Source organism: Micromonospora sp. WMMB235, from assembly GCF_001855515.1.
Lineage (GTDB): Bacteria > Actinomycetota > Actinomycetes > Mycobacteriales > Micromonosporaceae > Micromonospora > Micromonospora aurantiaca.
On record NZ_MDRX01000001.1, the window covers coordinates 6,318,581 to 6,332,207 of the forward strand.

The window sequence follows — 13,627 nt, forward strand, 5'->3', positions numbered from 1 at the left end:
CCCGTCCGTCGAGCGGGGCCCCGCCGTGCCGGGTTGCATCGAACGTCGACAATGGTGCGACACCGCATGCGACCCGGAGGTGACCATGCGTGAACCGGCGACCCGGCCGCGGCCGGTCCGCGAGCAACTCCCGGCCGGTGGCCCGGAACTGCTCACCCTGCTGGCCCGGCTGCTGCGGCGTCCACGCCGCGGCGACCGCCGGCTCCCGCTGCTCTGGCTGGTCCGGCCCACCGGGGACGGCGCGGTCGCGGCCCTGCTACGGCGTTTCGCGGCGCGCCGGGCCGGGCGCCGGGTGCCGCACGTAGTGCTGGACCTGACCGGCCGCCCGGCCGGCGACGACGTCGCAGCCGTGCTGCGCGAACTGCACCGGCAACTCTCAGTGGAGGCGTTCGGCGCGCCCCGGCTGCGGTTCCGGCACTACCCGCTGGCCGACTGGCTGATGCACCAGACGCTCGCCGTGGACCTGGACGCCGCCGACAGCGGCCGGGCCGCGCTGGTCCGCCGGCTGCGGGACTGGCGGGGACGGCGGACCGGTGACGACCCCCAGGTCGGCGGCGACTCCGGCCTCGGCGCCGCGCTGCACCTGCTGCTCTGGCTGCTGTGGCGGGCCGTGCCCGGCGTCGTGTTCCGGATCGCCGTCTCCGGCCGGGTGCCGCTCGTCGGACGGCAGTACCGCTGGTTCATGCGCCAGCAGTACCTGGCGCCCCGCCAGTCGGTGACGTTCCTCGGCTTCGCCGAGCGGCTCACCGCCGGCTGGCGCGACGGCGAACACCCGGCCCAGGTGGAGAAGCTGCTGCTGCACGCGTTCCTGGAGGACCTGCGCCTGGCGTACCGGCGGCGGTTCTGGCGGCCCGGGGACTGGCGCCGCACCGCCTATCCGGTGCTGGTGCTCGACGGCGCGCGGCCGGACAACGTCGGGCACACGCTGGTCCGGCTCGTCGACGAGGTGCGCAACGAGACCGGCCGCAACGACCCGCTGCTCGTCGTCGCGGTCGCCGCCGACCCGCCGCCGGAACCGGCCGCTTCGCGGCCGCTGACCGAGGCCGAGGAGGCGTACGAGGAGTGGGCCGAGGCGCTGCCGGAGAACCGCCGGCTGCGTCGCTCCGGCGCCTGGCTGATGCTGCTGGAGGCGGACGACCGGGACGTCGACGCCCCGGTGGGAGGCGTCCCGCCGGCCCTTGTCGCACCCGACCCGCCCTGGTGGGCGCGGCGGTTCCTGCCCGCCGCGGTGGCCCTGGCGCTCGTCGCCGGGCTGGGCGTGTGGGCGCACGGGCGGTGGGCGCCTGACTGCCGCCCCTGGCCCACCGACCGGGTCACCGTCCGGCTCGTCGGCGGCGAGTGCGTCGGCTACAGCGACACCGCCGGGCAGGTCTTCAACAGCGAACCCGGGCAGGACCGGCTGCGCGCCGTGCAGCGGCGCATCTTCGCCCAGAACCGGGCCGCCGAGGAGGTGTGGCGGCGCAGCGAGCACCGCCGCCCCTACCTGACGCTTGTCTACCTGGGCAGCCTCACCGGCAACCGGACCCGCGCGGACGAGGAGTCCTACGTCTCCGAGCGGGAGGAACTGGAGGGCATGGCCACCGCCCAGTACGCCCTGCTCCAGGAGTCGGCGGCGGCGGACGACGCGGCGCTGCTGCACATCGTGGTGGCGAACGCCGGGCGGCAGATGCGGCACGCCGACGACGCGGTGCGGATGCTGGAGGGGCTGGCCCGCGACGACCCCACAGTGCTCGGCGTGGTCGGGCTGGTGGACAGCCGCACCAGCACGGCGGCGGCGCTGCGCGAACTCAACCGGGTCGGCCTGCCGGTGCTCGCCCCCACGCTGTCGGCCGACCGGATGGACGCCAACTCCAGCCTCTACCTGGCCATGTCGGCGCCGAACCGGGACCAGGCCCGGATGGTCGAGGCGTACGCCCGGCAGGTGCTGCGGGCGGGGGAGGCGCACGTCTACTGGACCACCGGCGAGGGCAGCTCGCTCACCGACGACCTGTACGTCGCCACCCTCGTCGACGGCCTGCGGGAACGCTTCGGCGACCGGATCACCCGGCTCGACGAGTGGCGCAGCGGGCGGCGGCTCACCCAGGAGTGCGGCTACCCGGGGATGCTCTTCTTCGCCGGCCGCTGGTCGGAGTTCGACGGGTTCATGCGCGCGCTCAAGGAGTGCGGCGCGAATCCGCCCCGGCACCTGGTCGCCGACGACTCGGTGAACCGCTACATGGCCAACCCGGGGCTGCGCGCCAGCGCGCCGGGCAACCTGCCGGTCACGTACGTGTCGAAGGCCGCGCTGGCCACCTGCGCGTCGCTGCGGGCCGCGCAGGCCGGGCGCGACGACGCCCGGGGCAGTTTCCTCACCTGGATCGGCGCGGACGGCCTGCTCGACCCGCCCCGATGCCGCGCCGGGACCGGCCCGCCGGTCGGCGAGCGGGTCAGCCTGGCCTACGACGCCACCATGATGACGGTACGCGCGCTGGAGAGCCTCGCCGCCCGGCTGCGCCACGCCGACACCGGCCGCCGCTGGGAGCCCCGCTCGGTCAACCCGGTCGGGGTGCACGCCGAGGTGCTGCGGCAGAACGCCGCCGGCGGCTACCCGGGGGTCAGCGGCCTCATCCGGTACGCCCCGGACTCAGGCGAACCGGTGGCGAAGCGGCTGGCGCTGCTCACCGTGTCGAAGGTGCCCGACGTGGACGCCGCCCCGGTCGAGGTGTTCCACTGCGGCGTGGCCGACACCGGCCCCGACCCCGGCTGCCGCGTCGCCCCACGCTAGTGCGCAGCCGCCATTCGTGATCATGGTTGGGGTTCGAGGTTGCCGTGCTGGGCAGCCAGGGAGGCAAGGATCATTTCTCGCGCCGCTCGGACCGTAGCCGCGAAGGCGGCCGGCACCGCGGAGCCCCGCCCGGCACGCGCCGGGCGGGGCTCTCGTCTGCTCGTACCCCTTGAGGTCAGCGGGCCGGGACCAGCTCCGCGGCCGGCACCGGCGCCAGGTCCGGCACCGCCGGCCCGATCCGCCGCCGGGGCCACCGGCGGCGACCGGAGGGTACGGCGAGCGCGGCCAGCGCCGCGGCCACCGAGATGCCGGTGAGCAGCAGGAAGCCCGCCGTGAAACCGGCCTCCCGGGGCAGCCCGCTCGGCTGCGGATTCGCGGTGATCACGGCACTGGCGAGCGCCGCGCCGATCGCGCCGCCGATGGTACGGATGTTGGCGTTCATGCCGGTCGCCGCGCCGGTCTGCCCGGCCGGCACGTTCGCCACGATCAGGTTGGCCATCGAGGCGAACGCCAGCCCGATGCCGAGGCCCACCAGGCCGCCGGCGATCCCGACCTGCCAGCGGGTGTCGTGCGCGACGGTCAGCATGGCGGCGGCCGCCACGTTGAACACCGCGTCGGTGCTCAGCTGCGCCTTGGCGCTGAACCGGGACTGCAGCCGTCCGGCCAGCAGGCCGGCCACGAACATGCCGACGAGCATCGGCAGCATCAGCAGCCCGGCCTGGGTGACGCTGGCGCCGAAGCCGTAGCCGGCGCTGGTCGGGATCTGCGCGAACTGCGGCAGGAACGCGTAGACGGCGAACATCGAGGCGCCGTAGAGCAGCCCGACGAGGTTCGTGGTCCAGACCGCGGGCAGGCGCATCATCCGCAGGTCGATCAGCGGGTTCGCGGCCCGGGCCTCGGTCGCCAGCCAGGCGGCCGCGAGCGCCGCGGCCAGCGCCAGCAGCGCGACCACCCGGCCGGAGCCCCAACCCCACGAGGCGCCCTTGCTGACCGGCAGCAGCAGCGCCACCAGCCAGCCGGACAGGAGTACGGCGCTGAGCCAGTTGATCCGGCCCGGGGTGCGTACCGGCGAGCGCGGCACGAACCGGTGCGCGGCGAGCGCGGTCAGCCCGACCACCACCAGCGGGATCCAGAACAGCCACCGGTAGCCCAGGGTGGCCACGATCGGCCCGGCCAGCACCACGCCCAGCCCGCCGCCGACTGCCACGACCGCGGAGATCGAGGCCACCGCCGAGCTGACCCGGGCGGCCGGGAACTCGTCGCGGATGATGCCGAACGAGAGCGGGAAGACGGCGCCGCCGATGCCCTGCACCACGCGGGCGGCGATCAGCACGCCGATGCTGGGGGCGACGGCTGCCAGCAGGCAGCCCAGCGCGAGCGCGGCGAGCGAGAAGACGAGCGTCTTCTCCTTGCCGACCATGTCGCCGATGCGGCCGACGATCGGCGTGAAGACGGACGCGGAGAGCAGGTACGCGGTGAGCACCCAGGTCACCGTGTTGGGCGAGGTGTGCAGGTCGTGCTGGATGGTGGGCAGCACCGGCGTGATCAGCGACTGGAGCATCGCGAAGAATCCGGTGCCGGCGGCCAGCACGAGGAAGGTGAGTCGGCGCGAGCCGCGCCCTGATGAGTGGATCATGTGGGAGAACTCCCCGTTGTCGGTACGAGACTGGTGGCCGCTCGCGCAGTCGTGCGGCGGTGGCGGCCGGGTCGTGCGGGCGCTCAGCGGTCGGCGGGCATGGTGGGACCTCCCGGGTCCGTGTCGTGGCGCGAGGATCGCGTGGCCGGAGGGCGGCCGGAAGTCCGGAGTAAGCTATCCGGAGGGGTGGCTCCGGTCAGTAACCGGAGGCTTGCCTCCATTAACCTAGCGGAGGGGTGCCTCCGGTTGCAAGGCGGAAGGGGTGACGCGCCTCATGGCTGACGCCGACGTGTCCGGCGAGGTCTTCGCGCGCCGCCCCAAGCGGGCCGACGCCCGCCGCAACTACGACGCGCTGATCGCCGCCGCCCGCGAGGTCTTCGGCGAGCACGGCGCGGGCGCGTCGCTGGAGGAGATCGCCCGCCGGGCGGGCGTGGGCATCGGCACGCTCTACCGCAACTTCCCGCAGCGGCGGGACCTCTTCGAGGCGGTCTACGTCGAGGAGGTGCGCGCGCTCAGCGCCTCCGCCGCCGACCTGGCCGACGAGCCCCCGTGGGACGCCCTGGTCGGCTGGCTGCACCGGTTCGTCGCCTACGTGGCCACCAAGCGGGCGCTGGCCGAGGAGCTGGTGCACGACTCCGAGGTGTTCCGCAGCTGCCGCACCGAGATCTACGCGACCGGCGAGCCGCTGCTGCGCCGCGCCCAGGCCGCCGGGGAAGCTCGGCCGGACGCCGGCTTCGACGACGTGATCCGGCTGATCAGCGGCCTCGCCGCGTACCAGTTCCCGGACCCGGCCCAGCGGGACCGCGTCCTGGCCATCGCGCTGGACGGCCTGCGCCCGCCGGCGGGCATGAATTGATACGTCCGGCCGTTTGTTGACGTGACGCATCAAGGGCTGCTCTGTGCGGGAGGAAGTGGCGGGTGCGGCCGGGTTCAGCCGACCCCGCCACGCTCCGCGATCGCCGGGAGCGTCGCGCGGGCAACCGTCGGCGCGGTCCAGTGCGCCGATCTTGCACTTTCGCGCGGCGAAATGCGGCTTATGCACCCATTCTTCAGGGCTGCAGGTGCAAGATCGCCGAGGAGAGGCGGATCGGCCGGCGGCTCCCGCCCGGGAACCGCCGGCCACCCGCTCAGCGGTGCCCGTTACCAGGCCGCCCCCACGGTCCGGTGATCGCGAACACGTACCCCGGTGACTGGATGTTGGCGAACAGCGTCTTCCCGTCCGCGCTGAACGTCGGCCCGGTGAACTCGCTGTCGTTCAGTTCGTTGCGGGCCAGCGGGTACGCCTTGCCCTGCTCGGTGACGCCGACCAGGTGCGACACGCCCTCGCCGTCCTCGGCCAGGATCACCCCGCCGTACGGCGACACGGTGATGTTGTCCGGCCCGTCGTAGTTGCCGGTGTCGGCCTCCGGGTCGGTGTTGACCCCGAAGATGGTCTTCAGCGTCACGGTCTGGCGGCGCGGGTCGTAGAACCACACCTGCCCGTCGTGCTCGTTGGCGCTGCCGTCGTCGTGTCGGGCGTAGCTGGCCACGAAGTACGCGCCGCCGTCGCCCCACCAGGCGCCCTCCAGCTTGCGGCTGCGGGTCACCTCGGCGTCGGTGAACTGCTTGCGTACGGACACGGTCCGGGCGTCGCGGTCCGGCACCTCGACCCACTCCACCCGGTAGCGGGTGCCGGGCGTGGTGGCCTCGGACAGGTCGGCCACGTGCGTGTCGCCGCGCAGGCAGCGCATCGCGGCGAGGCTGCCGGCGGTGCCGCCGTCGGGCCGCTGGGCGAGCGCCCGCAGCGCGCCCTTGCCGGCCCGGAAGCCGGGCGGCGGCGTCCACCGGAAGTACAGGCCGTTGGGCCCGCTCGCGTCCTCGGTCAGGTAGATCGAGTGCGTGTACGGGTCGACAGCCACCGCCTCGTGCGAGTACCGCCCGAGGAACGTCAGCGGCACCGGGTCGGTGTTGGCGGACCGGTCGTGCGGGTCGACCTCGAAGACGTACCCGTGGTCCTTCAGATACCGCCCACCGGCCCGCTGCTCGGTCTCCTCGCAGGTCAGCCACGTGCCCCACGGGGTGATGCCACCGGCGCAGTTGTTGTGCGTGCCGGCGACGCTGACGTACTCGCGCAGCCGCCGCCCGTGCCGGTCCACCTCGATGGTGGTGGTGCCGCCGCGGGCACCCGGGTCGTAGGTGAGGCCGGGCAGCGCGGGCACCGGGTACGGTTCGTCGCCGCCGATCTCGTGGTTGTTCACCAGCACCGAGCCGTGCGGGCCGCGGAAGCAGCCGGTGCCGTCCGCGTCGCTCGGGGTGGGCTGCCCGGACTCCAGGAGCGTCGCGCCCGCCTGCGCGACGACCGTGTACGAGAAGCCCGGCGGCAGCGCCAGCAGGCCGGCCGGGTCCGGCACCAGGTCGCCGTAGCCGACGGCGGGGCGGCAGGCGGGCCGGGCCGCCGCCGGTCCGGCGATCGCCTCCAGGCTGCCGGCCACCATGATGCCGAGTCCGCCGGCCACGCCGCCGCGCAGCAGGGACCGCCGGGGAAGAGGTGAGGTGGTCACGTCGTCGCCTTCCTGTGCGCACGATTGCCTGGGGGAAGGCAAACCGGGCCGGGGGAACGGCGTGCGGCGCGCCCGTCCGTAGCCGGGTGAACAGTGGACGAATCCCCGGTGCGGAGCGCCCCGTGCCGGTGCGGCGCGCGTCCGTTAGGGTTCCCTTCGATCGCAAACGTCGGAGGGCGGACGGTGGGCAGACTCGCGGCGGCGTACCGGCAGGCGGTCGATCGGCATCGGCGGGCGGTGCGGCACTGGGAGGCGGCCCGGCGGCTGCTGGGCGCCGCGGGCCCGGCGCCGGTGGGCAGCCCGGAGCTGGTGGCGCGGCTGGCCCGCCTCGGCGGTGAGCTGGCCGCCGCGGTGCCCGGCACCGCCCGCGTCGCCACCCACCCCGTTCCGGTACGCCTCGGCGCCGCGACCACTGTCGACGGCGCGTTCCCGGTGCTCGTGCCGGTGGGCGCGGGCGCGCACCTGGCCGTCGACGCGGACGCCCGTGACCCGCGCGTCGGCGAGCTGCTGCGGGCGGTGGTGGTACGGCTGCTGACCGCCGCGCCGGCCGGCGCGATCCGGGTGGCCGGCATCGACCAGGCCGCCTTCGGCGCGGCGTTCCTGCCGTTGCGCCCGCTCCAGGATGCCGGGGTGCTCGCCGCGGCGGCGACCACCGAGGCGGAGACGACGGCCCTGCTCGACCTGGCCGAGCGGCACGCCCGTACCGCCCAGCGGTCCGCGCCGGAGGACCGCGAGCTGCTGGTGGTGGTCGCCGCGTCCGCGCCGCCGCCCCGGGAACTGGCCCGGCTGGCCGCGCTCACCCACGCCGGCCCGGCCGCGGCCGTCTGCGTGCTGCTGGCCGGCCACCCACCGGCCGGGCCGAGCGCGGCTCCGCCGCTGGGCGCCACCACCCAGCTTCGCGTCACCGAGCGGTACACGCTCGTCGGCGACCCGCCGGGGCGCCCGTTCAGCACCGACGGCAGCGGGCTGGCCGCACCCGTGGTGCTCGACGGCGACCCGTCGCACGCCACTGTGACCGCGCTGGCCCGCCGGTACGCCGAGGCCGCCGATCAGGACGGCGTCACGTTCACCGACCTGCTGCCCGCGCAGCGCTGGGCCGGGTCCGCCGCGTCCGGGCTGCGTACCGTGCTCGGCCGGGCCGGACGCCGTCCGCTGAGCGTGGCGTTCGACGACGCCACCCCGCACTGGCTGATCGGCGGGCGGACCGGCGCCGGCAAGACGGTCCTGCTGCTCGACGTGCTGTACGGGCTGGCCGCCCGCTACTCCCCGGCCGAGCTGCGGCTGATGCTGCTCGACTTCAAGGAGGGCGTCAGCTTCACCGAGTTCGTGCCCACCGACCGTGACCCGTCCTGGCTGCCGCACGCCGACGCGGTCGGCATCGAGTCCGACCGCGAGTACGGCGTGGCGGTGCTGCGCGAGCTGCGCGCCGAACTGGGCCGCCGCGCCGACCTGCTGAAGCGGCACGGCGTCAGCCGCCTGGCCGACCTGCCGCCGAACGCCCGGCCGCCCCGGATCGTCACAGTGGTCGACGAGTTCCACGTGCTGTTCGCCGGCAACGACGCGCTGGCCCGGCAGGCCGTCGACCTGATCGAGGAACTGGCCCGCAAGGGCCGCTCGTACGGCCTGCACCTGGTGCTGGCGAGCCAGAGCACCACCGGCATCGAGGCGCTCTACGGCCGGGCCGAGGCGATCTTCGGGCAGTTCCCGCTGCGGATCGCGCTGCCCGGCGGCGACGCCGTGCTGGACCCGCGCAACGACGCCGCACGCGGGCTCACCGTCGGCACCGCAGTGGTGAACACCGGCGCGGGCGCGCCCGGCTCGGACGCCGAGGTGCGGTTCCCCGACGCGCACGCCGCCTCGGCCGACCTCGCCGCGCTGCGCCACGAGCTGCACGCGGCCCGCCCGGCCGGGTCACGCCCGCCTGCCGTCTTCCGGGGACACGAGACGCCCCGGCTCACCGACGACCCCGCCTGGGCGGCGCTGACGCCGGGCGCCGACCCGCCGTACGCGCTCGTCGGCCGCGTGGTCGACGTCCCCGGCAGCCCGGCCGGGTTCGCGCTCGACGCCAGCCCCGGCCGGCACCTGGCGGTGGTCGGCACCGCCGCGGCCGGCGCGGACGTGCTCCGGTCGGCGACCCTGTCCCTGGCCCGCCAGCACGCCCCCGGCACCGCCCGGTTCCTGTTCGCGCCGCTGGCACCGGGCACCACCGACGCCGCCGACGACCTGGCCATGACGCTGGCCGCCGCCGGGCATCCGGTCCGGCGCCTCGACGCCGGCGCGCTGCGCGCCCAGCTCGCCGAGGCCGCAACCGGGGACGCCCCGGCCGCCGGGCGCACCTACCTCGTGGTGTTCGGGATGGACGCCGCCGCCACGACGCTCGCCGCCTCCGACCCGGCGACGTTCCGCTCCGGGTACGACGACCTGCGCGCCGTGCTGCGCCAGGGACCGTCGCGCGGTGTGCACGTGCTCGGCTGGTGGCGCGGGCTGCGCCGGCTCGCCGACGACCTCGGCGGCAGCGGGCACCGCGACGACGTGACCGGCCTGGTCGCGCTGAACGTCCCCGCCGCCGACCTGGGCCTGCACCTCGGCGTGCACGACCTCGCGTACGTCCCGCGCGAGGGACGCGCCCTGCTCGTCGACCGGCACGAGCACCGCACCGCGCTGATCGTGCCGTTCGCCGCCGGGAGTGAGGTCACCCCGTGAGCGCGAGGAGTGAGCCGGGTTTGCGAGCCCCGCAGTCGCGAACGAAAGACGGCCTTGTGAGCGCGAGGAGTGAGCCGGGTTTGCGAGCCCCGCAGTCGCGAACGAAAGACATCACATGAGCGGGTTCGACGAGTACGCGGCGCTGCTGCGGGAGTTGTCCACCCGGCAGCGGGGCGGGGAGCGGGAGATCGCCGCCGAGGCGGAGCGCCGCCGCGGCCTCCAGGCCGCCGTCGACTCGGTCGGGCAGCGGCTCGCCGCCCAGGGGCAGCACCTCGACCGGCTCGGGCAGGCGATCGGTGTGCCGATGGCCTCGGTCCCGGCGGAGGAGCCGGCACCGGCGATGGTGGCCGGTGGGGGAGCACCAGGTCCCGCGCCCGGACCGGGTGACGGGGTGACCGGCGGCGTAGCCGACGCGCCGGGGCGGCCGGAGGTCGGGGCGTACCCATCGGGTGGTGTTCCGGCGCCGCGGGCCGGCGACCCGGCGGGGGAGCTGGCGGCGGCGGGGCGGCTCGCCGAGGAGGCCGACGTGTTCGGGCAGCAGGCCGACGCGCTGGCCCGCACGCCGGTGCTGCTGCCCACCTGGTCCGCGCCGGCGCGGGCGGTGGTGGTGTACGCGGGCTGCGCGCTCGCCGGTTCGCTGCTGATGCTGATCGCGATGGTGGGTTCGTCGCTGCCGGTGAGCGGGCTGGACCTGGTGGCGGCGCTGAGCTGCGCGGGCGTGCCGTTGATGTCCTTCGTGGCCGGTCAGGTGGTGCTCGCCCGCTGGGGCCGCCCGACGGTGGAGGGCGACGCGCCCCCGGCCGGACGGTACGTGCCGCTGGGTTTCGTGATCTGCGCGCTGGTCTCCCCGTCCTTCTTCTGCCTCTACCTCCTCCTGTTCCGCCTCCTCCGCTGACCCGGCCCCTACCACTCCGTCGATCATGGAGTTGCGGCCTCCGGGGTGCGGCATTGGTGGCTTTTGGACGGGCGGAAACTGCAAGATCGCGAAGGTGGGAGGGCGGGGTGGGGAGGTAGGCTTCCGGGGCGGGTGAGCTGGGGGAGGGCGTGTGAGCGCGGCGGAGATCATCGCCAGGCTGGCGGCGGCGGCACAGAAGCTGGACGAGGCCAAGGCGCGCACCGCCGCTGCCGCGCAGGACGCGGCCGAGGCGCGGGCGCTGGTGGCGGGCGCGCTGGAGGGGGCCACGGCGGGCCCGCTGATCGGGGTCATCGACTCCTACCGGCAGGCGCTGGCGCAGGCCGCGCAGGGCGGGGAACCGGCCCGGCAGCACGTGCAGGAGACCATCGCGAAGGTGCAGGCGCTGGGCAACTGAGCCCGGTCCGGCATGCCGGTTTGCGCTGAGGGCGCGACAAGGGTTACCGCCGCGTAACTTTTCATTGACGTGTGTGAAATCGGACACGCATCATCGTGACCACGATCGATCGGATCCCACCCGTCCCCCCCGGGTCCGCCCGGGTGCCTCCCCCCGGAGGTGCAGCCCATGCTGCTCCGAACGATCCTGGCCGCCACCACCGCCGCCACCGTCCTGCTCGTCCCGGCCGCCGCCCAGGCCGCCACCGCCGAACCCGCCACCCCGTCGAACACGGCCGCCGTCGCCACCGCCGCGCAACGGGCCGCCGCCGCGGCCGCCGACCCGGTGATCGTGGTCGGTGGCCTGAGTGGAATCTCCATCGCGTACGAGCCGATCGCCGCCCGGCTGCGCGCCGACGGCTACCGGGTCTCGATCTTCCAGTTGCCGAACCTCGGTCTCGGCGACATCCGCGAGTCCGCCCGGGCGTTGTCGTCCTACGTGGACCGGGTGCGCGCCACCACCGGCGCGGCCCGCGTCGACCTGGTCGGCCACTCCGAGGGCGGGCTGGTCAGCCGCTGGTACGTCAAGTACCTCGGCGGCGCGGCCACCGTCGACCAGTACGTCAGCCTGGGCAGCCCGCAGTACGGCACCTACGTCGCGAATCTGGTCGCCGTCCTCGGGCTGGGCAGCTGCGCCGGTGTGATCGCCTGCCAGCAGATGACCATCGGGTCGAGCTTCCTCGCCGACCTCAACGCCGGGGACGACACGCCCGGCCCGGTCCGCTGGGCCACCGTGCGCACCTGGCAGGACGAGCTGGTCCGGCCGGTCGACAACGCCGTGCTCGCCGACGGTGCGACGAACATCCTGGTGCAGGCGTGGTGCCCGCTGCGGGTCGTCGGCCACCTCGGGCTGGTGCTGGACGGCACCACGTACACGGCGGTGCGCCAGGTGCTCGCCGGCGCCCCGGTCCAGCCGAACTGCTTCGCGGTCTGAGCCACGTGCCCGGACCCGCCGTCGCGCGGGTCCGGGCACGTCCGGCCGGGCCCCGGTGCGGGCGCCGGCCGGGTCCGGGCGGTCAGTCCGCGTCCCGTCCCCTGATCACGTCGGCGGCCCGCCAGGCCAGCGCGGTCACCGGGGCGCTGGTCCAGCCGGCCACCATCACCGGCAGCACCGACGCGTCGACCACCCGCAGCCCGTCCACGCCGCGTACCCGCAACCGCTGGTCGACCACGTGCTCGTCGCCGGTGCCCATCGCGCAGGTGCCGATCGCGTGGTAGCCGCAGTAGCCGCGTGCCACAGCCGCCTCGACGATCTCCGCGTCGGTGGTGGTCGCCGTTCCGGGCACCGTCTCGGCCTGGATGCGCTTCGCGATCGGGCCGGTGCCGAAGAACTCCCGCATCCGGCGGAACAGGTCCACCGCCACCCGCCGGTCGTGCTCCGTGGTGAGGTAGTTCGCCACGATGGCCGGCGGCGTACGCGGGTCCGCGTCGGTGATCGTCAGGCTGCCCTCGCTGTCCGGCCGGGTGACGGTGCCCAGGCACATCAGGCCCGGCTCCCGCTCCAGCTCCAGCGCCTTGCCGGGGCGCGGCGGGGCGGCCGAGAACGGCGCCATCAGCAGGTGCGCGTCCGGGCGATCCAGCTCCGGCCGGGACTTGAGGTGGGCCGCCACGTCCAGCACCGGCAGGGCGAGCGGTCCGCCCCGGGTGAGCAGCCAGCGCAGCGTCGCCCGGGCCTGCCCGAGCGGGCTGCCGATGGTCATGTTGTGGCCGCCGGGTTCGGCGAGGCGGTACTGGAGCACGATCGACCGGTGCTCGCGCAGCCCTGCGCCGACCCGGGGCCGGTCGAGCAGCACCGGCACCCCGGCCGCGCGCAGCGTGTCCGCCGGGCCGATGCCGGAGACCTGCAACAGGTGCGGGGTGGCGAGGGCGCCCGCGGCGAGGATCACCTCACCCGCCGCCCGGTACGTGGTCTCCCCGCCGCCGCGCGCCACCCGTACACCTGTGGCGCGGCCGCCCTCGACGAGCACCCGCAGGACGACGGCGCCGACCTCGACGGTCAGGTTGGGCCGGCGCCGCACCGGGTGCAGGAACGCGTCCGCGGCGCTGACCCGGCGTCCGGCGCGGATCGTGGCCGTGGGGTAGCCGATCCGCTCGTCGTCGTGGGCGTCCAGGTCGTCGGCGTGGCGCCAGCCCAGCTCGGCGCCGGTGGCCACCATCTCCTCGGCGAGCGGGTCGGTGCCGGTGGCGACGGACAGCCGCACCGGACCGCCGACGCCCCGGTGCGGCGCGGGCCCGAGCGGGTGGTCCTCCAACTGCGGGAACACCCGCCGCATCGCCGACCAGCCCCAGCCCAGCGGTTCGAGGGCGTCCCAGTCCCGGGCCGCGCCGCGGCTCCAGATCATGCCGTTCACCGACGTGGAGCCGCCGATCATCCGTCCGCGCTGCCAGATCTCCTGGCGGCCCGGCCCGGTGGTGGCCGGGTAGTGCCAGGCGGTGCGCTGGTCATCCATCAGCCGGGAGAACGCCTTCGGCACCCGCACGTACGGGCTGCGGTCCCAGCCGCCCGCCTCCAGCAGCAGCACCCGCGTCCCCGGATCCTCGGTGAGGCGGTTCGCCAGCACGCACCCCGCCGCACCGGCCCCCACGATGACGTAGTCGAACTCCTCCACAGCGGACCCCCACTCGCGAGAATCCCT

General features: G+C 75.3%; 9 protein-coding genes. 6 read left to right on the top strand and 3 right to left on the bottom strand.

What is annotated here, in order from left to right; translation table 11 throughout:
• The first annotated feature begins 85 nt into the window (after positions 1 to 85).
• Positions 86 to 2,764, top strand: a complete 2,679-nt coding sequence (locus BFV98_RS28275) for a hypothetical protein (protein ID WP_071098358.1) — start codon at positions 86 to 88, stop codon at positions 2,762 to 2,764.
• A 175-nt stretch (positions 2,765 to 2,939) separates the two neighbouring features.
• Here the strand turns inward: BFV98_RS28275 and BFV98_RS28280 are convergent, their stop codons facing one another.
• Complete coding sequence (locus BFV98_RS28280; RefSeq protein ID WP_071098360.1) at positions 2,940 to 4,400, bottom strand: MFS transporter; 1,461 nt, start codon at positions 4,398 to 4,400, stop codon at positions 2,940 to 2,942.
• A gap of 274 nt (positions 4,401 to 4,674) precedes the next feature.
• Between BFV98_RS28280 and BFV98_RS28285 the strand changes: the two genes are divergently transcribed.
• Positions 4,675 to 5,256, top strand: coding sequence for a TetR/AcrR family transcriptional regulator (locus BFV98_RS28285; RefSeq protein WP_030271987.1), 582 nt, complete (start codon positions 4,675 to 4,677; stop codon positions 5,254 to 5,256).
• Between the two features lie 271 nt (positions 5,257 to 5,527).
• Here the strand turns inward: BFV98_RS28285 and BFV98_RS28290 are convergent, their stop codons facing one another.
• On the bottom strand, positions 5,528 to 6,940 hold the full coding sequence (locus tag BFV98_RS28290) for an alkaline phosphatase PhoX (protein WP_071098362.1): 1,413 nt from the start codon (positions 6,938 to 6,940) through the stop codon (positions 5,528 to 5,530).
• Between the two features lie 183 nt (positions 6,941 to 7,123).
• On the opposite strand from BFV98_RS28290, the gene BFV98_RS28295 reads away from it, so the two are divergent.
• From BFV98_RS28295 to BFV98_RS28310, 4 genes are all read left to right on the top strand, one after another.
• On the top strand, positions 7,124 to 9,643 hold the full coding sequence (locus BFV98_RS28295) for an FtsK/SpoIIIE domain-containing protein (RefSeq protein ID WP_083395324.1): 2,520 nt from the start codon (positions 7,124 to 7,126) through the stop codon (positions 9,641 to 9,643).
• A 115-nt stretch (positions 9,644 to 9,758) separates the two neighbouring features.
• On the top strand, positions 9,759 to 10,538 hold the full coding sequence (locus tag BFV98_RS28300; RefSeq protein WP_071098363.1) for a hypothetical protein: 780 nt from the start codon (positions 9,759 to 9,761) through the stop codon (positions 10,536 to 10,538).
• Positions 10,539 to 10,689: 151 nt separating this feature from the next.
• Positions 10,690 to 10,953, top strand: coding sequence for a DUF6244 family protein (locus BFV98_RS28305; protein ID WP_013287536.1), 264 nt, complete (start codon positions 10,690 to 10,692; stop codon positions 10,951 to 10,953).
• A gap of 168 nt (positions 10,954 to 11,121) precedes the next feature.
• The gene (locus BFV98_RS28310; RefSeq protein WP_013475832.1) at positions 11,122 to 11,925 is read left to right on the top strand and encodes an alpha/beta fold hydrolase; all 804 of its coding nucleotides are present in this window, start codon (positions 11,122 to 11,124) and stop codon (positions 11,923 to 11,925) included.
• Positions 11,926 to 12,007: 82 nt separating this feature from the next.
• Here the strand turns inward: BFV98_RS28310 and BFV98_RS28315 are convergent, their stop codons facing one another.
• The gene (locus BFV98_RS28315; RefSeq protein WP_071098365.1) at positions 12,008 to 13,600 is read right to left on the bottom strand and encodes a GMC family oxidoreductase; all 1,593 of its coding nucleotides are present in this window, start codon (positions 13,598 to 13,600) and stop codon (positions 12,008 to 12,010) included.
• Positions 13,601 to 13,627: the final 27 nt, after the last annotated feature.